The organism is Asaia astilbis JCM 15831 (assembly GCF_000613845.1).
Lineage (GTDB): Bacteria > Pseudomonadota > Alphaproteobacteria > Acetobacterales > Acetobacteraceae > Asaia > Asaia astilbis.
In genome coordinates this window covers 149,335-166,841 of record NZ_BAJT01000006.1, presented here as the reverse complement: position 1 = coordinate 166,841, position 17,507 = coordinate 149,335, and the positions used below count along the sequence as shown (strand labels likewise).

15 protein-coding genes, 1 tRNA gene and 2 pseudogenes are annotated in these 17,507 nt (G+C 58.9%); 14 read left to right on the top strand and 4 right to left on the bottom strand.

All coding sequences use genetic code 11. From position 1 onward, the window contains the following. Positions 1-108 precede the first annotated feature (108 nt). Positions 109-2,541: a TonB-dependent receptor gene (locus JCM15831_RS06315; RefSeq protein WP_084490577.1), complete on the bottom strand. Its 2,433-nt coding sequence runs from the start codon at positions 2,539-2,541 to the stop codon at positions 109-111. Positions 2,542-3,079: 538 nt separating this feature from the next. Here JCM15831_RS06315 and JCM15831_RS06310 point away from each other — a divergent pair. Further along, on the top strand, positions 3,080-3,844 hold the full coding sequence (locus tag JCM15831_RS06310) for a DUF2167 domain-containing protein (protein WP_084490576.1): 765 nt from the start codon (positions 3,080-3,082) through the stop codon (positions 3,842-3,844). 257 nt (positions 3,845-4,101) lie between these two features. Here the strand turns inward: JCM15831_RS06310 and JCM15831_RS06305 are convergent. Further along, positions 4,102-4,175: transfer RNA gene (locus tag JCM15831_RS06305), tRNA-Gln, on the bottom strand. A 199-nt stretch (positions 4,176-4,374) separates the two neighbouring features. Between JCM15831_RS06305 and JCM15831_RS06300 the strand changes: the two genes are divergently transcribed. Together JCM15831_RS06300 and JCM15831_RS06295 are read left to right on the top strand one after the other, a co-directional pair. Then, positions 4,375-5,508 carry a Ppx/GppA phosphatase family protein gene (locus JCM15831_RS06300; protein WP_198024258.1) on the top strand — a complete coding sequence of 378 codons (1,134 nt, stop codon included), beginning with the start codon at positions 4,375-4,377 and terminating at the stop codon, positions 5,506-5,508. 5 nt (positions 5,509-5,513) lie between these two features. Beyond that, positions 5,514-6,311, top strand: coding sequence for an RlmE family RNA methyltransferase (locus tag JCM15831_RS06295; RefSeq protein WP_035773993.1), 798 nt, complete (start codon positions 5,514-5,516; stop codon positions 6,309-6,311). Here JCM15831_RS06295 and JCM15831_RS17120 read toward each other — a convergent pair. After that, a pseudogene (locus tag JCM15831_RS17120) lies at positions 6,312-7,246 on the bottom strand (ROK family protein). Positions 7,247-7,378: 132 nt separating this feature from the next. Between JCM15831_RS17120 and JCM15831_RS06285 the strand changes: the two are divergent. The 9 genes and pseudogenes from JCM15831_RS06285 to JCM15831_RS17115 all read left to right on the top strand — a co-directional run bounded on the left by JCM15831_RS06285 (position 7,379) and on the right by JCM15831_RS17115 (position 15,336). Next, complete coding sequence (locus JCM15831_RS06285) at positions 7,379-7,648, top strand: sulfurtransferase TusA family protein (RefSeq protein ID WP_025823532.1); 270 nt, start codon at positions 7,379-7,381, stop codon at positions 7,646-7,648. Positions 7,649-7,801: 153 nt separating this feature from the next. Next, positions 7,802-7,984, top strand: a pseudogene (locus JCM15831_RS20925) (exodeoxyribonuclease VII small subunit); the annotation flags it as partial. Positions 7,985-8,057: 73 nt separating this feature from the next. Continuing rightward, positions 8,058-8,978 (top strand): polyprenyl synthetase family protein, encoded by a 921-nt coding sequence (locus tag JCM15831_RS06275; RefSeq protein WP_025823530.1) that lies wholly within the window; start codon positions 8,058-8,060, stop codon positions 8,976-8,978. Positions 8,979-8,982: 4 nt separating this feature from the next. Then, the gene (gene dxs, locus JCM15831_RS06270; protein WP_025823528.1) at positions 8,983-10,977 is read left to right on the top strand and encodes a 1-deoxy-D-xylulose-5-phosphate synthase; all 1,995 of its coding nucleotides are present in this window, start codon (positions 8,983-8,985) and stop codon (positions 10,975-10,977) included. After that, a complete protein-coding gene (locus tag JCM15831_RS06265) occupies positions 10,977-11,717 on the top strand; it encodes a TlyA family RNA methyltransferase (protein ID WP_025823527.1) in 741 nt (246 codons plus the stop codon). The genes dxs and JCM15831_RS06265 overlap by 1 nt, the downstream gene beginning before the upstream one ends. A gap of 122 nt (positions 11,718-11,839) precedes the next feature. Next, the gene (rlmN, locus tag JCM15831_RS06260) at positions 11,840-13,033 is read left to right on the top strand and encodes a 23S rRNA (adenine(2503)-C(2))-methyltransferase RlmN (protein ID WP_025823526.1); all 1,194 of its coding nucleotides are present in this window, start codon (positions 11,840-11,842) and stop codon (positions 13,031-13,033) included. 96 nt (positions 13,034-13,129) lie between these two features. Next, complete coding sequence (locus tag JCM15831_RS06255; protein WP_025823525.1) at positions 13,130-14,392, top strand: argininosuccinate synthase; 1,263 nt, start codon at positions 13,130-13,132, stop codon at positions 14,390-14,392. Further along, positions 14,383-14,871 carry an FKBP-type peptidyl-prolyl cis-trans isomerase gene (locus JCM15831_RS06250; RefSeq protein ID WP_156938760.1) on the top strand — a complete coding sequence of 163 codons (489 nt, stop codon included), beginning with the start codon at positions 14,383-14,385 and terminating at the stop codon, positions 14,869-14,871. The genes JCM15831_RS06255 and JCM15831_RS06250 overlap by 10 nt, the downstream gene beginning before the upstream one ends. Before the next feature lie 60 nt (positions 14,872-14,931). Then, on the top strand, positions 14,932-15,336 hold the full coding sequence (locus tag JCM15831_RS17115) for a c-type cytochrome (RefSeq protein WP_156938759.1): 405 nt from the start codon (positions 14,932-14,934) through the stop codon (positions 15,334-15,336). A gap of 43 nt (positions 15,337-15,379) precedes the next feature. On the opposite strand, the gene JCM15831_RS06240 is transcribed toward JCM15831_RS17115, so the two are convergent. Further along, the gene (locus JCM15831_RS06240; RefSeq protein WP_232228023.1) at positions 15,380-15,913 is read right to left on the bottom strand and encodes a thymidine kinase; all 534 of its coding nucleotides are present in this window, start codon (positions 15,911-15,913) and stop codon (positions 15,380-15,382) included. Between the two features lie 122 nt (positions 15,914-16,035). Between JCM15831_RS06240 and trpS the strand changes: the two genes are divergently transcribed. Both trpS and JCM15831_RS06230 read left to right on the top strand, forming a co-directional pair. After that, entirely contained in the window at positions 16,036-17,031 is a 996-nt protein-coding gene (gene trpS / locus JCM15831_RS06235; protein ID WP_025823520.1) for a tryptophan--tRNA ligase, read from the top strand. A 50-nt stretch (positions 17,032-17,081) separates the two neighbouring features. Then, positions 17,082-17,498: a secondary thiamine-phosphate synthase enzyme YjbQ gene (locus tag JCM15831_RS06230; protein WP_025823518.1), complete on the top strand. Its 417-nt coding sequence runs from the start codon at positions 17,082-17,084 to the stop codon at positions 17,496-17,498. The last annotated feature ends 9 nt before the right edge of the window (positions 17,499-17,507 follow it).

Sequence of the window (17,507 nt, the reverse complement as noted above, 5' to 3'; positions counted from 1 at the left end):
CATCTGGCGCCAAAAAGTTCGTTCAACGTCTCTTGATGAGGGAACAAAAAAAGGGGGCCGGGGCCCTCCCCTTTCGAGCTACCTGCGCTCGATGAAGACGCCCGGCGATCAGAAATCGACGCTCGCCGTCCCCCCGACAAAGAAGGGCGCTGCGACGAGATAGGTTGTGCTGCCGGCCGCGATCTTGCCGCCATAGACACCCGTTGTCGCCAGACCGTTCGATGCAGAGCCGTTCACGAAGCCAAGGTAGTGCTTGTTCGTGATATTCTGCAGGTTCAGCTGCAGAACAGGGTTCTTCATGAAACCGAAGCTCTTGAAACGATATCCTGCATGGACGTTCATCGTCACATAGCTCGGGATCGAGAGATCGTTGTTGAATGTCGAGTACTGCTTACCGACATATTTGAGATTGAACCCACTGAAGAGATGGCCATCGTCGTAATCGAGGTTGAAGGCCACCTGCGTCTTGGCAGTCTGCGGCGCAAACTTACCCTTGCTCGCGACATAGTCACCGCTACCACCCGCAGCGACATTGCTGTCGGTGCGGGCGTCGATGTATTCCGCCGACACATAAGGACGCAGGTGGTAGAGGATCGGGCGTGTCCCGATTTCAAAATCGACACCATTAGCGTGGGATCCACCGCCGTTGATGCTCTGAGAGTAGGTGCTGCCATTGGGCAGAATGACTGTCTGCGAGTAGAGACGGTTCGTGAAGTTGTAATGGAAATAGGTGAGCGTACCGTTGAACAGCGAGCCCTGATATCTCACACCGGCTTCTTCCGAGATCGAGATTTCCGGCTTCTGATTGAGATTCGCCTGCGTGCTGTAGCCCACACCCTTGGTGTAAGTTCCCGCATCGTAGAGCGACGTGTTCATCGGGATACGGAAATTGGTCGTTCCCGAAACGAAGAGCTGGAACTGATTGTTCAGCTTATAGCGGATCGAAGCCGCTGGAAGCGGTTCGTACCAGCTTCCGCTGACATAAGGTCCAGTTGACGTGTCGGGAAGGTTGTTCTGACCGCGACGAGTGATCATCGCGTATTTCAGACCCGCCTCCAGGGTCAACCGGTTGTTCAGCAGCGAGAGCGAGTCATCGATGAACAGCGTGTGGATCCGCGTTTGCGTCAGCGTATCGCGATACTGCGCGGTCACCCCGTTCGACAGCACCATGTTGGGCCCATTGCCGTATTCATCCAGCGGTGCGCCGGTCTCCATATTGATCAGACTGTAAGGGCTGGTCTGGATCTGTTTGGAGTATTCGAACCAATAGCCAACCATCAGACGGTTCGCACCCGTATGGAGTGCGAACTTGGTCACGGCACCCGGGCGATAGGTCTGCGTGTTGGACGGATTATAGACGAGCAGGCTCTTCGTATTTGACGAATTATAAGGCCCAATCGACGCAGAAAGATTTTGCGACCCGTATTGCTGGCTGCTCAGGCTCTCGCTGTAAGCACCGCCGCCATTACCGTTGCCGTACCAGAAATACGGCGTTTCGGTCAGTGTCAGGTGATCCGTAAGCGTGAACGTTGAAGGCGCACTGGCATAGATATTGGTGAACGGGTTCTGACGGAGCTTGTAGTAATTGGCGCTCGGGTTTTTAGGATCCCATGTTCCGGAATAGGTATAAGTCGTTCCGAGCTTCTTCCAGTTGGCGAGAGACATGGAGGGGAAAAGCGTATTGTTGAGCTGATTGCCGACAATTGCGAGCGAGATACGGTTGCCCTGACCCCACTCATTGACCCATTTCGTCTCACCATGAAGTTTCTTCTGTGCGCCCGGACCACGCCATGAATCTTCATGCGCTGCCGAAAACGAAATGTACCCCTTCAGATGGGTATTGCCGATACGTCCAGTGTCGACGCGACCGAAAATACGGCGCGCATTGTAGCTGCCGTACGTGCCGTCGAGATGCCCACCAAAATGGTCTTTAGGATCGAGCAGGTACATATTGACCGCACCGCCGGACGCGCTGATATGCGGACTGTCGAGATCGGCAGAGCCCTGTTCGACATTGATGGTGCGCAGGTTCTCTGAATCGACGATTTCCTGCGGATAAACGGCGTAATTCCCAATGTCATTGATCGGGAAGCCTTCAAGCGTAAAGCCAATCTGGCTCGCATTGAGGCCGCGCATTGTCAGGTTGCCACCATTGAGCCCGAGCGGATCGACCGACGTCGTGTTTACGCCGGGAAGCGACGCAATAAGCTGCATCGGGTTCAGGCCCGGCGCCTGCTTGGCAATGAATTCCTGAGTCACGGTTGAGCGCGACTTCGCAGCATCCTCATGCACCATCAAGCCACCACCGGGCGAGGTGTGACGGCTGGCTCGCACCTGGACCGTCTCTGTCTTGGCTGCGTCGGTTGGCGAGGTCGATCCCATCATTGAGGGACCATCATCAACCGTGTTCGTCGGCTTCTGAACAGCGCGAGGTTGGGAAGATGCTGCGCTTTGCGAGATGCTCTCCTGAGCCGCAGCGGTCGAGACCTGAAGCGCCAGAAGGGAGGTGGCACAGAGAAAAAAACGGGCTCTCAAACTCATCGGTGTTCCTGAAGCGCAAGCGCTGATCGTTAATGATTTGCCGGGGATGAACGGCGATGCACTAACACGCTGTCGTAACGATCACGATGAAAGTTTGATGACGAAACTCTTTATAAAAGTTGTTTAGTTTCAGTTACATAGAGAGATTTATTGTATCATTGACGAGCAATTATCCGGATACTCTCCGCGAGGAATGGCGCAGTAATTAATGTATTTCTCGCCCTCATTCTCACCTCCCCTGAGAAAATAGAGATAAAATTATGAAATTATCCTGAAAAGGCACTCTATTTCCATCGCGATATCTGGTGTTGTGTAATGTAACATAATATGACTTGTTTTTACTGACGTTAGAAAAGGTTACTATTGTGAGTACGAGACAGCGCCCCCTCTCCCTGATCGGCATGATTGCCTTCTCGACTCTCACACCCCTGTTCTTCGCTTCGCAGGGCGCCCTAGCTGCAGCCGATCCTCAGCCTCCCGCAACAGAGAGCCTCGGCGCGCAGGTGTCCCATCTGCCTGGGTCCACGGACCGAGCACACTGCGCATCGAAGGCAATTCGGATCTCAAGATCCCCGCCGGTTACGAGGCCCTGCCGCCACCGCACGGAAAACGCTTCCTCGCGCTGATTGGCAATCTCGTTTCAGAACGCGACGACCGCGACTACATTCTGCAGCCGGAAGCACGCGATAAAGACTGGTTCATGGATTTCAGCTACGCAGATTCCGGCCATGTCGACGACACCGATCAAATCGACGCTGGGAAACTCCTCGACGGGGTCCGTGAACACTCAACAGAGGAGAACAAGGAACGGCGCGCAGCGCACCTGGCTGAGCTGAACCTCCTCGGATGGCAAACCCCACCTCATTATGACCAGCAGCTGCATCGCCTTGAATGGGCATACAAGTTCAAGTCGAGCGAAGGCGATCTGATTACCAATCTCAACACCAGGGTACTCACCCGCACGGGGTATTATCGCGTCCTGATGGTTGGCGATGTAGAGACCTATGCGACCGACCGTCAGGAATTCAATCAGGCGCTGACATCCCTTCAGCCCATTCCGGGCAACCGCTACAGCGACTACAAGACGGGCGATAAAATGGCCAAATATGGCCTGATGGGTCTGATTGGTGGCGGTGCGGCAGCGATCGCCGTCAAGACCGGTCTTGTCGGCGCAGCAATCGCCTTCATCGTCAAAATTGGCTCGGCTCTTCTGGGATCCAAAGCGATGGTTGCTGTGATCGGAGCCTTTGCCGTGGCGTGGAAAGGTCTGAAGGCTTTCTTTTCCCGCAAAAAGGAGAAGTGACATGCATCCTCTGGATGCTCCTGTCGCCTTCGCCGTTTGCGCCGCCCTCGGTTTCTGGGCGGTTGCAAAGCTCGTGCCAAAGCGCGAACCCAAAAACACATCAGTTTCGACGCAACCGACACAGGAGGAGGCAAACTGGGACAGAGGGGCTTACCCCCACAGATTTGGCCACCAACCTAAAAACGAGCAGGTTGAACGAGAACCGTGAGAAGCCTTGAGCGGCTATCCCAGTATCGTCTTTAATTTTTTGGAGTTTTTGGCTGGGGGACCTGGATTCGAACCAGGGCTGACCGGGTCAGAGCCGGTAGTTCTACCGCTAAACTATCCCCCAGCATCTGTGCAGAAGCTGTTTGCCTTGCGGTGGCGGTGAGATAGCACCCTGCCTGATGGGCGACAACCCCTGTTTTCGCATTTTTTTTCATCAATCGGACATAAGGAGACGATAAAGTGCTTGCTGCGTTGTCATGACGCTATCACATTGTTTTTTGTCGTAACATTTCCGATGGATTCAGGACGAGGGGAGGATGATCATGGGCTACCGAAGCTACGATTCACTGCCCGCGTCCCAGCCTGGAGGTTTTTTACCGAGACATTACGCAGCGCTCGATCTGGGTACCAATAATTGCCGACTGATGATCGCGAAACGCACAGCGCATGGCGTACAGATCGTCGACCGTCAGAACCGCATGGTGTGTTTGGGCGAAGGTCTTGTGGAAACAGGGGCGTTGAGTGCCCACGCCATGGAACGTGCGGTGCGTACGCTCGATTCCTATGCCGCACGTATGAAAGACCTGCCCTCCCTCCAGATCCGCGCCGTCGCCACCGAGGCGTGCAGGCGGGCTGTCAACCGCGAGAGCTTTCTGTCGCGCGTGCGCTCGGAAACAGGCCTCTCGCTTGAGGTCATCTCTCCGAGGGAAGAAGTCGAGCTGGCAGTAGAAGGCTGCCGTACACTGCTGCACCGGGAGCAGAAACCCGGCAGCAGAGCCATTGTTTTCGATATTGGAGGCGGCTCCACAGAAATCGCGTGGCTGCGTCTGTCGCCGGAAACACGCGGACACGAACTTGTTGGGTTGGTCAGCCTTCCTTTCGGGGTCGTCACGCTTTCAGAGCAGTTCGGACATTCGCGCCTCTCATCGGGCAAGCAGACGACGACTGAGCTCTACCGTTCAATGATGGATGCTGTTCGGGAGCCCCTGCTCGCATTCGAAGCCATCCATCAGATTGGACGCGAGATGCGACGCGGCGCGGTGCAGATGCTCGGCACGAGCGGTACGGTTACAACCCTCGCGAGCCTCGCCCAGAGACTTCCCCGTTATAGCCGTCACGCAGTCGACGGGTTTACGCTCTCGGCCGACGCCGCTCACGATGCGATCTCGCTCATTCAGAACGCAGCCATGAAGGCTGAGCCGCCCCCGCCCCCTCTCACCCCCGAGCGGCAGCATTTCATGTTGCCGGGCTGTGCGATTTTTGAGGCCATTCATTCTGTCTGGCCTGCTGAACAAATCATCGTGGCTGATCGCGGGTTGAGAGACGGCATGGTGGCGCGCATGGCAGCTCAGTCGAAAACTGGACGCGCAACCGGTTCAGCGCAGACAGGAAGCAACGCGATGAGACGAAACAACGCGGAATATCGTGGCCATGTGGCGTCGTCTTCCTTTATGTGACGCCTATGAGCAAAGATAGCGACAAACGAGGCGGCAAAAACGCGAAGTCTCGAGAGAAGAGAGTTCCCGGCAAGGCCCTCAAGAGTTCCACCGCACCGGGTGAGTCAGACAGCACCCTCGACGGCAGCTCGGTTCAGACTGCACGAAACAAGACGGTCATGCTTCGTACGGCGCGAGGCCGAACGACGGCCCAGCAGCGATGGCTGAATCGCCAGTTGAACGACCCCTATGTGGCTGCTGCCCGTAAGCAGGGCTGGCGCTCACGCGCGGCATTCAAGCTGATCGAGATCGACGACAAGCTGAATCTCATCAAGCCCGGCATGAAGATCATCGATCTTGGAGCGGCCCCCGGTGGGTGGACCCAGGTCTCGGTCAAGCGTGGCGCAAGTGCCGTTGTCGGGGTCGATCTCCTCCCCGTCGATCCGGTCAGCGATGCGACGATCATTGAGGGCGACTTCACCGATCCGGACATGCCCGCTCGCTTGATCGAGCTTCTGGGCGGTCCGGCTGACCTTGTTCTTTCCGACATGGCACCGAACACGACAGGCCATGCTCCGACGGACCATATGCGGATCATGGGTCTTGCCGAAGGCGCGCTGGATTTTGCGATGCAGGTATTGGCGGTCGGCGGTGGTTTTGTCGCCAAAGTGTTTCAGGGCGGATCGGAGCGACAGATGCTCGAGCCCATGAAACTGGCCTTTTCGACCGTTCGACATGTCAAGCCGCCCGCATCCCGTAAAGACTCGAGCGAGCTCTATGTTGTGGCGACCGGGTATCGGCCCGATCGCCTCAAGCAGGACTGATTACTCAGCCACGTCCCACAGCCAGGCGGCGCCGCGCACGCCTGAGCTGTCGCCGTGTTTGTTTCTCACGATCGGTGTCGTGCATGTCGGCGTGATGACATGACGCGCCAGCAGCGGCGGCACGCGCTGGTAGATGCTGTCGAGATTCGAGACACCACCACCAAGAACGATGATATCCGGATCAAGAAAATTGATCGCCATCGCGCAGGCGCGGGAGAAGCGGTCCATATAACGGTCGAGTGCACCGATGGCGGCGAGGTCACCCGCTGCCGCGGCTTCTTCTATCCCGCTGTGTTGTGATGCCCGACGCCTTTCCAGTCCTTGGCAAGTTCAGGTCCACAAAGATAGCGCTCGAGACAGCCCTCATTGCCGCAGAAGCATTTCGGAAGGGGGAACTCTTCCAGACGCGTCCAGGGAAGCGGCGTATGTCCCCATTCACCTGCAATGCTGTGACGGCCGCCGATCACTTTGCCGTCAACAACGATACCTGCACCCATGCCGGTACCGATGATGATCCCGAACACCGTGCGGTTGCCGGCACCGGCCCCGTCTGCCGCCTCTGAGAGCGCAAAGCAGTTCGCATCGTTCTCAACCCGCACGGAGCGATTGAGCGCGCGGTCGAGATCGATACCGAAGGGCTGATTGTTCAGCCAGGTCGCATTGGCGTTCTTGATCAGGCCTGTCTCAGGCGAGATCGAACCCGGAATGCCGATACCCAGCGTGGAGCTGAGCTGACCCGGCTTGGCGAGATTCGACGCAACGCTCCCGAGGCGCTGATCCACGCTTGCCACCAGATCGCGCACGGCGATCACGGCTTCCTCGTAAATCCCCGGATTGGGAACGCGTTCGCGCAATTGCAGATCGCCGGCGCGATCGAGAACTGCGATTTCGATTTTTGTTCCACCGAAATCGATGCCGAGGCGATAATCAGCCATCTCATGCCTTACTGATGTTGCTTTGAAAACTTGCGGCGCATGTTGCGGACGAATGCGGTCCGAGTAAAGCCGTAATGCCAAAACAGCGCGCGAACTTGAAACATAGTATGGCCTGCGCGCATAGTCACACTCATGAACCAGCCCTCACCAGAAACCCTTCTCGACGTGCGCGGGCTCGCCTGCCCCCTGCCCGTCCTGCGCGCGCATCGCAGCCTCAGAGGGCTGCCTGCAGGTTCTCGCCTGCGCGTTCTTGCAACAGATCGCGCGAGCGTGGCGGATTTTCAGGCATTCTGCCGCGAAACCGGACATGCTCTCGTCGCTTTTTCCGAAGATGGCGAGACGCTCTCCTTCGTTATTCGTCGTAAATTGGACACAGCTGTGTCCTCAACTGTCACGGAATAATCATAGTCATTCCTTCCTTTGTCACGGAATAATCATAGTCATTCCTTCCTTGGGCTTGGAGATTGGAGTGTGACAGGCTATCCCTCCATCCCATCAGGCCGTCAGCGTTGGCGGCTTCTTTCCGAAACAGCGGAGCGGGACGGCTAACACGGCATGGATGCACAGCTTTCACAGCTCTCTTTCGAGGACGCCTTGTCTGAACTCGACAGGATTGTGCGCGGCCTTGAAAGCGGCCAGATGAAACTCGAGGACGCGATCAGCGCCTATGAGCGAGGTGCCGCCCTGCGCCGCCATTGTGAAACAAAACTCTCCGAGGCTGAGATGCGCGTCCGCGCATCACACAACGTGATGGAACAGCCAGTACCGCAGCGATGCCCGAGTTTAACGAGACTACTGGCGGTAAAGCCCCATGACGAATTCCTCCCCCACCCCTGTCGCGTCGCCGGAAGCGCTTGCCGCGTCCCTGAGCACGGCAGCGCGCGCTATCGAAGCCACGATCGATCGGCTTCTGCCCTTGGTCGATGGTGACGAATCGGTTCTGCTCGAAGCGATGCGTTATGCCGCCCTCGGCGGAGGGAAGCGTCTGCGCGGCTATCTCGTGACCGAGGTGGCATCGATTTTCGGTGCCGATCCGGCGGGGGCGCTGCGCGTGGCGGCCTCCGTCGAAATGCTGCACGCCTATAGTCTGGTCCACGACGATCTTCCGGCGATGGATGACGATGATCTGCGCCGTGGCCAGCCTTCGACGCATAAGCAATTCGACGAGGCCATTGCGATCCTCGCCGGCGATGCGCTTCAGACATCCGCTTTCGAGATTCTGGCCGACGAGGCCACCCACGCCGATCCTGCCATCCGGATTGCTCTGGTGACCGCTTTGGCACAGGCTTCTGGTGCTGCCGGAATGGTCGGCGGGCAGGTGGTCGATATTCGTGGTGAAGGCAAGTCGCTACCACTCGATCAGGTACGCCGCCTCCACGCCATGAAGACCGGTGCGCTTATCCGCTACGCCGCAGAAGCTGGTGCGATTCTGGGTGGGGCGAGCCGCGAGCAGCGCGACGCAATCATCACCTACGGGCGCGATATCGGCACTGCGTTTCAGGTTGCCGATGACGTGCTCGACACGACAGCCAGCGCGGAAGAACTCGGCAAGACCGCCGGCAAGGACGAAGCCTCCGGCAAATCCACTTACGTTTCCCTGCTTGGAATAGACGGAGCCCGTGCCGAAGCCGCGCGCCTCTCCGAGCAGGCCACACAGGCCCTTACTTCTTTCGGGACCGAAGCAGCCGCGCTCAGAGCCCTGGCACAATACATCGTCGAGCGCAGGAATTAAGAGAATGAGCGATACCACCAAGCCAAACACCGCCTCGTCAATTCCGACGATGGGCCGTTTCCCCCATCTCGACCGGGTCGTCGTCCCCGCCGATCTGAGAAACTTTTCGACCGAGCAGCTCAAGCTGCTGGCTGAAGAGCTGCGCTCGGAAACGGTCGATGCCGTCTCGACCACAGGCGGGCATCTCGGCGCCTCGCTCGGTGTCGTCGAGCTGACTGTCGCCATGCATGCCGTGTTCAACACGCCTGACGACCGGATCATCTGGGATGTCGGCCATCAGGCCTATCCGCACAAGATCCTAACCGGACGTCGTGACCGGATCCGCACCCTGCGCCAGCCGGAAGGCCTCTCCGGCTTCACGCGCCGTGCGGAGAGCGAATACGACCCGTTCGGTGCCGCGCATTCATCGACGTCCATCTCGGCCGGGCTTGGCATGGCCGTCGCCCATCATCTGCGTGCCAATGACGACCCGTCCTATCATGAGCGCAATGTCATTGCCGTGATCGGCGATGGCTCGATCTCTGCAGGCATGGCCTATGAGGCCATGAACAACGCTGCCGTTGCAGGCGCGGGTGCCAAGCGCCTGATCGTCATCCTCAACGATAACGAGATGTCGATTGCTCCCCCTGTCGGCTCGATGTCGAACTATCTCTCGCGCCTGATGACGTCGAGCAAGTTCCTGAGCCTGCGCGACCTGGCTGGCAAACTTGCAAAGCGTCTGCCTGCGGGTCTGGAGCGCACAGCAAAGCGTGCCGACGAGCTGACCCGTGGCCTGATCACCGGCGGCACGCTGTTCGAGGAACTCGGCTTTTACTATGTCGGTCCGGTTGACGGCCATGACATGAACCAGCTTGTCCCGATCCTGCGCAACCTGCGTGACGCCGAAGAAGGCCCGGTCCTGCTGCACGTCATCACCGAGAAGGGTCGCGGCTACAAGCCTGCCGAATCTGCCGGTGACAAGTATCATGCTGTCAGCAAGTTCAACGTGGTGACGGGTGAGCAGAAGAAGGCCCCTGCCGGTCCGCCGAGCTACACCTCGGTCATGGCACGTGAATTGCTGCGTCGCGCCGAAAAAGACGATCGCATCGCCGCTGTGACAGCCGCCATGCCGTCGGGCACCGGTCTCGACAATTTCGCAAAGAAATATCCCGAGCGGTTTTTCGATGTCGGTATCGCCGAGCAGCACGCGGTAACCTTTGCCGCCGGTATGGCGACAGAAGGACTGCGTCCGTTCTGCGCCATCTATTCGACCTTCCTACAACGCGCCTATGATCAGGTCGTGCACGACGTCGATCTGCAGAACCTGCCTGTCCGTTTCGCGATTGATCGCGCCGGGCTTGTCGGTGCAGATGGCGCGACCCATGCCGGGTCGTTCGATTTGAACTATCTGTGCTGCCTGCCGAACATGGTCGTCATGGCACCGAGCGACGAAGTCGAGCTGACCCATATGACGGCAACAGCCTGCGTCTATGATTCGGGACCGATTGCGTTCCGCTATCCGCGTGGCAGCGGCGCCGGGCTCGAATTGCCGGAAGCAGGCGAAGTGCTCGAAATCGGACGCGGCCGCATCGTTCGTGAGGCAACGCGTCAGCCGGGTGGAAAATCCGGTGTCGCGATCCTCTCGCTCGGCACCCGCCTGACTGAGTCTCTCAAGGCGGCCGATCATCTCGCAGCTCAGGGCATTGCGGTGACGGTTGCGGATGCGCGCTTTGCCAAGCCGATCGACAAGGCTCTGGTCGAACGTCTGGCGCGCGAACATGACGTACTGATCACGATCGAAGAAGGCGCTGCTGGCGGCTTTAGCAGCCTCGTCGTGCGTCACCTGGCTGAGACTGCGCTGCTCGATCAGGTCAAGTTCCGTCCGATGGCGCTGCCCGACTGCTATATCGATCACAACCTGCCTGACGTGCAGTATGACGAAGCCGGGCTCAACGCACCGCAGATCGTCACAACGGCGCTTTCCGCACTTGGGGCCCAGAACACCCAGCAGACGGCCTGATGGCCAAAAAACGGGCCGACCTCCTGCTGGTCGAGCGCGGTCTCGTCGAGAGCCGCGCCCGGGCACAGGCGCTGATCATGGCGGGACTTGTCTTCAGCAAGGACCGTCGTATCGCCAAAGCGGGCGACGCGCTTCCTGAAGATGCTCCGCTCGACCTGCGCGGTCAGGATCATCCCTGGGTGTCACGCGGTGGCTTGAAGCTCGACCATGCCTTGAGCCATTTCGCGCTGAATCCAACCGGCGCAACGGCAATCGATGTCGGGGCATCGACCGGCGGTTTCACTGATGTCCTGCTGACCAAAGGGGCCAGCAAGGTCTTCGCCGTCGATGTGGGACATGGCCAGATCGCCTGGAAGCTGCGCTCTGACCCACGCGTCGTGGTGATGGAAAAAACAAACGCGCGACTTCTGGACGCCGCGCTTATCCCGGGCCCGATTTCGATCGTGGTCTGTGATGCCAGCTTTATCGGGCTGCGTACGGTACTGCCCCCTGCTCTTGCCCTGTGCCAGCCCGGAGGCTGGGCTGTCGCGCTCATCAAGCCGCAATTCGAAGCGGGCCGTGCCGAAATCGGCGCCAAAGGGGTCGTGCGCGATCCTGCGGTGCATGAACGGGTGTGCTCGGAAATCCGTAGCTGGTGGGAAGGTCTCGAAGGCTGGGAGGTGCTCGGTATCGAGCCCAGTCCGATTACCGGGCCCGAGGGTAACCACGAATTCCTGATTGCCGCTCGTCGCAAAGCTTAGTCAGGCAGACACGCGCGGGGTAATTCTCTCTGCGCGATGTGATCCCACAGCTTGCAACGACCTCCTCTTCATAGCTCGGTTTTTCTTGCTTTTACGGAGCGCTTCCATGATAGAGCAGCGCCATGTCCGACATTTCGACCTCTCTTGACCTGAACGAGCAGGAGCGCGCGCGCATCCTGGCCAAATCTGCTCTTTTCGCGCCGCCACCGGCAGTGCTGCCCGATGGACGCCGCGACCTCGTGGGCCTGTCACGCGAAGAGCTGATCGCCGAGATGGCTGAATTTGGTGAAAAGCCGTTTCGTGCCAAGCAGCTCTGGCACTGGATCTACCACCAGGGCGCAACCGATTTCGAACGCATGAGCAGCATCGCCAAGCCGCTTCAGGCCAGGCTTGCCGAGCGCTATGTTGTCGGTCGCCCTGCGACATCGCTCGAACAGACATCGAACGACGACACACGCAAATTCCTTTTCCGCTTCCGCGACGGGCAGGAAGCAGAGACAGTCTATATCCCCGATCGGCGTGAGGATCGCGGTGCCGTCTGCATTTCCTCGCAGGTTGGCTGCACCCTCTCCTGCACCTTTTGCCACACAGGCACGCAGAAGCTCGTTCGCAATCTCGGCGCTGCCGAAATTGTCTCGCAGTTCATGGCTGCCCGCGATTCCTACGGCGAATGGCCAAGCCCGAAGGGCGATACACCCCGCCTCCTCTCGACCATCGTGCTGATGGGCATGGGTGAGCCGCTCTATAATTACGACAATGTCGCCAAGGCGATGAAGATCGTCATGGATGGCGAGGGCATCGGTCTCTCCCGTCGTCGAATCACGCTCTCGACCTCCGGTGTCGTTCCCATGATGGATCGCTGCGGCGAGGAACTGGCGGTCAATCTCGCCATTTCCCTGCACGCGGTCACCAACGAGCTGCGCGACAAGATCGTGCCTCTCAACCGCAAATATCCGATCGAAGAGCTGATGGCGGCTTGCCGTCGCTATCCGGCTGCCTCCAATTCGCGCCGCCTCACTTTCGAATACATCATGCTGCGCGGGATCAATGACAGCGAAGCCGATGCGCGTGAGCTGGTCCGTCTGATCAAGGGGCTTCCCGCCAAGGTGAACTTGATCCCGTTCAACCCCTGGCCCGGTTCGGACTTCAAGCCGTCCACCCGTGAACAACTGCAGAAATTTGCCGCCATTGTGATGGATGCCGGTTTCGCTTCGCCCATCCGTATGCCGCGCGGACGCGATATCCTTGCGGCCTGCGGTCAGTTGAAGACCGAGAGCGAGCGCCAGCGCCGCAATGTGACGGCAGAGGCCGAATAAGGGCCGTTACCCGCCGCCCGGAGGCTGGCCTGATCGGCTGACGGGTGATAAGCACGAGGCTGTCTTCGTCACTTTTGCAGAGGGAAGCCTGGCCTCATGACCGCCCGGGACGTTAAAAAAGTTGTTCTCGCCTACTCGGGCGGGCTGGATACCTCAGTCATCCTGCGCTGGCTGCAAAAGGAATATGGCTGCGAGGTCGTTACCTTCACAGCCGATCTCGGCCAGGGTGAAGAGCTTGAGCCGGCACGCCGCAAGGCAGAAATGTTCGGCGTCAAGGAGATCTTCGTCGAAGATCTGCGCGAGACCTTCGTCAAGGATTTCGTGTTCCCGATGTTTCGCGCCAATGCGCTGTACGAAGGTCAGTACCTTCTCGGCACGTCAATCGCGCGTCCTCTGATCGCTCAGCGTCAGATCGAGATTGCCAAGATGGTCGGGGCCGACGCCGTTGCTCATGGCGCAACCGGCAAGGGAAATGATCAGGTTCGTTTCGAGCTGGGCTATTATGCGCTTCAGCCCGATATCAAGGTCATCGCACCCTGGCGTGAGTGGAACCTGACCTCACGCACCAAGCTTCTGGCTTTTGCCGAAGAAAACCAGATCCCCGTCACCAAGGACAAGCGCGGCGAAGCCCCGTTCTCGGTTGACGCGAATCTGCTGCATTCATCTTCAGAGGGCAAGATCCTCGAAGATCCCGCCATGGCGCCTGACGAGATCGTCTTCCAGCGCACGCTGTCACCGGAGAACGCTCCTGACGTCGCAACAGAAATCGCCATCGATTTCTTCGAAGGCGACCCGGTAGCGCTGAACGGCGTCACGCTGTCCCCCGCGGAGCTGCTGACCCGCCTGAACAAGCTTGGTCATGATAACGGTATCGGTCGTCTCGATCTGGTCGAAAACCGCTTTGTCGGCATGAAGTCACGCGGCATCTACGAGACGCCGGGCGGCACGATCCTTCTGACGGCGCATCGCAGCATCGAATCCATCACGCTCGACCGTGAGGCCATGCACCTCAAGGACAGCCTGATGCCGCGCTATTCAGAGATCATCTATAACGGCTTCTGGTTCTCGCCAGAGCGTTTCATGCTGCAGGCGCTGATCGATACGAGCCAGAAATCGGTAACCGGTCGCGTGCGTCTCAAGCTCTACAAGGGCAATGTGATCTGCGTCGGGCGCGAGAGCCCCAACAGCCTGTACGACACGCGCGTCGTCACGTTCGAAGATGACGAGGGCGCCTATAACCAGGTCGATGCCCAGGGCTTCATCAAGCTCAATGCCTTGCGCCTGCGTCTCGGTGGCCAGATCGGCCGTACCGGCGGCAAGCCTGATCGTCAGCGTTTAAGAGGTCCATCATGCGTCTAACCCGCTCCATCAAGACCCTCGTTGCCGGGGCGTCTTTTATCGCCCTGACCGCCTGCGGTGGCCCGAAGGACGAGCCGGAACTGACACCTGCCCAGTTCATGGCGAAAGTTCGCGCCGAGCCGGGTGTGAAGACCCTGCCCGACGGTCTCGCCTACAAGGTGCTGAAGTCGGGGCCCAAGGATGGCGAGCAGCCGTCCAAGGGGCGCATGATGATGCTGATCTATGAAGGCCGCCTGCCCGATGGCGGGATTTTCGACAGCTCCGAGCAGCATGGCAACGGTGCGTATATGCAGATGGCGCTGGACGGTCTCGTCAAGGGATGGATGGAAGCCCTGCCGATGATGCATGTCGGCGATAAATGGATGCTCTACGTTCCGCCTGAGCTGGGCTACGGAAAGCGCTCCATGGGCATCATCCCGCCCAACAGCCCTCTGGTGTTCAAGATCCAGCTTCTCGGTCTGGGCGGTCAGGAACAGTAAGGCGTAAACGATGCGTTTTCCTTTTGCCCTCGCTCTTCTCGCCGCCCTCGCCCTGACGAGCTGCGGCAAGAAAAGCGCCGGCAGAAGCTTTACGGTCCCAATTGCGGGATCTGCCATCACGGAGGCAGCGGTCTTCCGGGAGAAGTCCCCCCACTGGTGGGGCGCCTCGATCTCATCGCGAAAACCCCTGAAGGACGCGACTATCTTGCTCGCGTCATGCTGAATGGCCTCGATGGCCCGATCAAGGCCGATGGTCAGCGCTATAATTTTTCGATGCCGAGCTTCCGCCGGCTCAATGACGAGCAACTCGCGCTTATCCTGAACTGGCTGATCTCGCGCGGGGCGACGACGCCAGCGCCCACCCTCACCCCTGATGTCTTTGCTGCTGCCCGCAAGGAAGAAATGGGGTCGAACCGCGTGCACGATCTACGTGAACGCCTGACGGCAAAAGGACAGATGCCCTGAAAGGCGTCGGCTCTATGCGAGATCCACGCGCAGAATAAATGTCCTATTCAGGCGCAGACCAATGGGCGTCGCAGCGCGCCTCGTAAAGATCCTCATCGCCCGCTTCGAGCAACTGGTCGGTTTGTCGCTTTTTCGCCGTCCAGAAGGCCGTCTCATTACAGACATGGCATCGCGCCGTCAGGGCGACATACCGGTCGGCTCTCTCCCGAAGCTGACCCATCACCGCAAAATCCTGCCTGAGATAATCCGTATCGAGCCCCGCAACACTGATATCGACACCTTGCGCAAGGCTCGCCTCGATATCGGAGACGACGTCGCCCTGATAATGAGGGGCGATCATGAAATGCCCCTCATCGAGCAGGATGTGACGGAAGTTTAGAAAATCCTCGGGCCAGACGGAAACTGAACGCGCCGGGCGGCTCTGACCGGTCCGGCTGTGTATCTGCGCGCCAGAGCGCGTGTCGAAAGCCGGAGCGAGGCAAAGCGTCGGCTCGCGCCCGGCATAAGCCTGAAGCAGATGCGCCGATTTTCCGGCAAACATCGGCCCGGCATAAACAGTCAGAATGCCCCTTTGCACGATGCTCTCCATTCAGCGTTACGCCTCGGTTTTCGAATGCCTCGCAGCCCTTACAGTCTTTTGCGCGGGCTCGGCAATGTTTCCCCTTGACCGTTGGCGAGACGCATTCGACAACATCGCCCATGCAACGTGTATTTTCCGGCATTCAGCCGACCGGCGTCCCTCAGCTTGGCAATTACCTTGGCGCGATCCGCAACTGGGTCCGGTTGCAGGAGGATCATGACTGCGTGTTCTGTCTGGTCGACATGCACGCTCTCACCGTGTTCCGCGAACCCGGTCAGCTTCGTCAGGATACGCTGGCCCAGGCCGCCTGCCTGATCGCGTCCGGCATCGACCCCACAAAACATGTGCTCTACAATCAATCGGCTGTCAGTGCGCATGCCCGGCTGGGGTGGATCTTCAACTGTATCGTTCGCCTGGGCTGGCTGAACCGCATGACCCAGTTTAAGGAAAAAGCCGGGAAAGACCGCGAGCAGCATTCTGCCGGGCTTTTCGTCTACCCTGCCCTGATGGCAGCCGATATCCACGCCTTTCATGCGACGCGTGTTCCGGTCGGTGAAGATCAGAAGCAGCATCTCGAGATCGCCAATGATATCGCGGCGAAGTTCAACCATGATTACGGGGTCGATTATTTCCCGACGATCGAGCCGCTCATTCCCCCCTCCGCGGCACGTGTGATGAGCCTGCGCGATGGCACGAAGAAAATGTCCAAGTCGGATCCCTCTGCGCAATCGCGCATCGAGCTGACGGATACGGCAGACGATATCGCGCTCAAAATTCGAAAGGCCAAATCGGACACGGAAGCCCTGCCCTCAGAAACTGCCGGGCTTGAAAACCGTCCCGAGGCCCGCAATCTCGTGACCATCTTTGCCGCGATGGCCGATCGGAGCAGCGATGACGTTCTCGCTCAGTTTGGCGGACAGGGCTTCGGTCCGTTCAAGGCGGTGCTCGCCGAGTTACTGGTCGAGACCTTGTCACCGGTCGCAAACGAGACACGTCGCCTGCTCGAAGATCGGACGCATCTTGAGGACATTCTCCGCAGCGGCGCCGCTCGCGCCAGCGCCATCGCCGAGCCCATCGTGACCGAGGCAGAGCGTCTCGTGGGCTATCTGCGTTAAGGAGCGGAGAGAACCGCTCCCTCAGGGAAAGGGATAAAGGAACGATACCCATGCAGCAGGCTCTTCACCGTCTCTCGATCCGCACGCGTGGCAAAGGCCTGACCATGATTTCAGATCCGGTCTTGGACTGGGTGGCGCAAACCGGAATTGAAGATGGATTGCTCACCCTGTGGTGCCGCCACACCTCGGCGTCGCTGATCGTGCAGGAAAACGCCGATCCGACCGTCCAGCAGGATATTGCCAGCTATTTCGACGATCTGGTGCCAGAGGCCCGCGCCTATCGTCATGACTATGAAGGCGCGGATGACATGCCCGCCCATATCCGCTCTGTCCTAACCAATGTGCAGCTGACAATCCCCGTGATGGGAGGAGCGCCCGTCCTTGGCACATGGCAGGGGATCTACCTGTTCGAGCACCGTCGGGCGCCTCATAACCGCGAAATCGTCCTTCACCTGCTAGGCGAGTGAGGGGTCGCT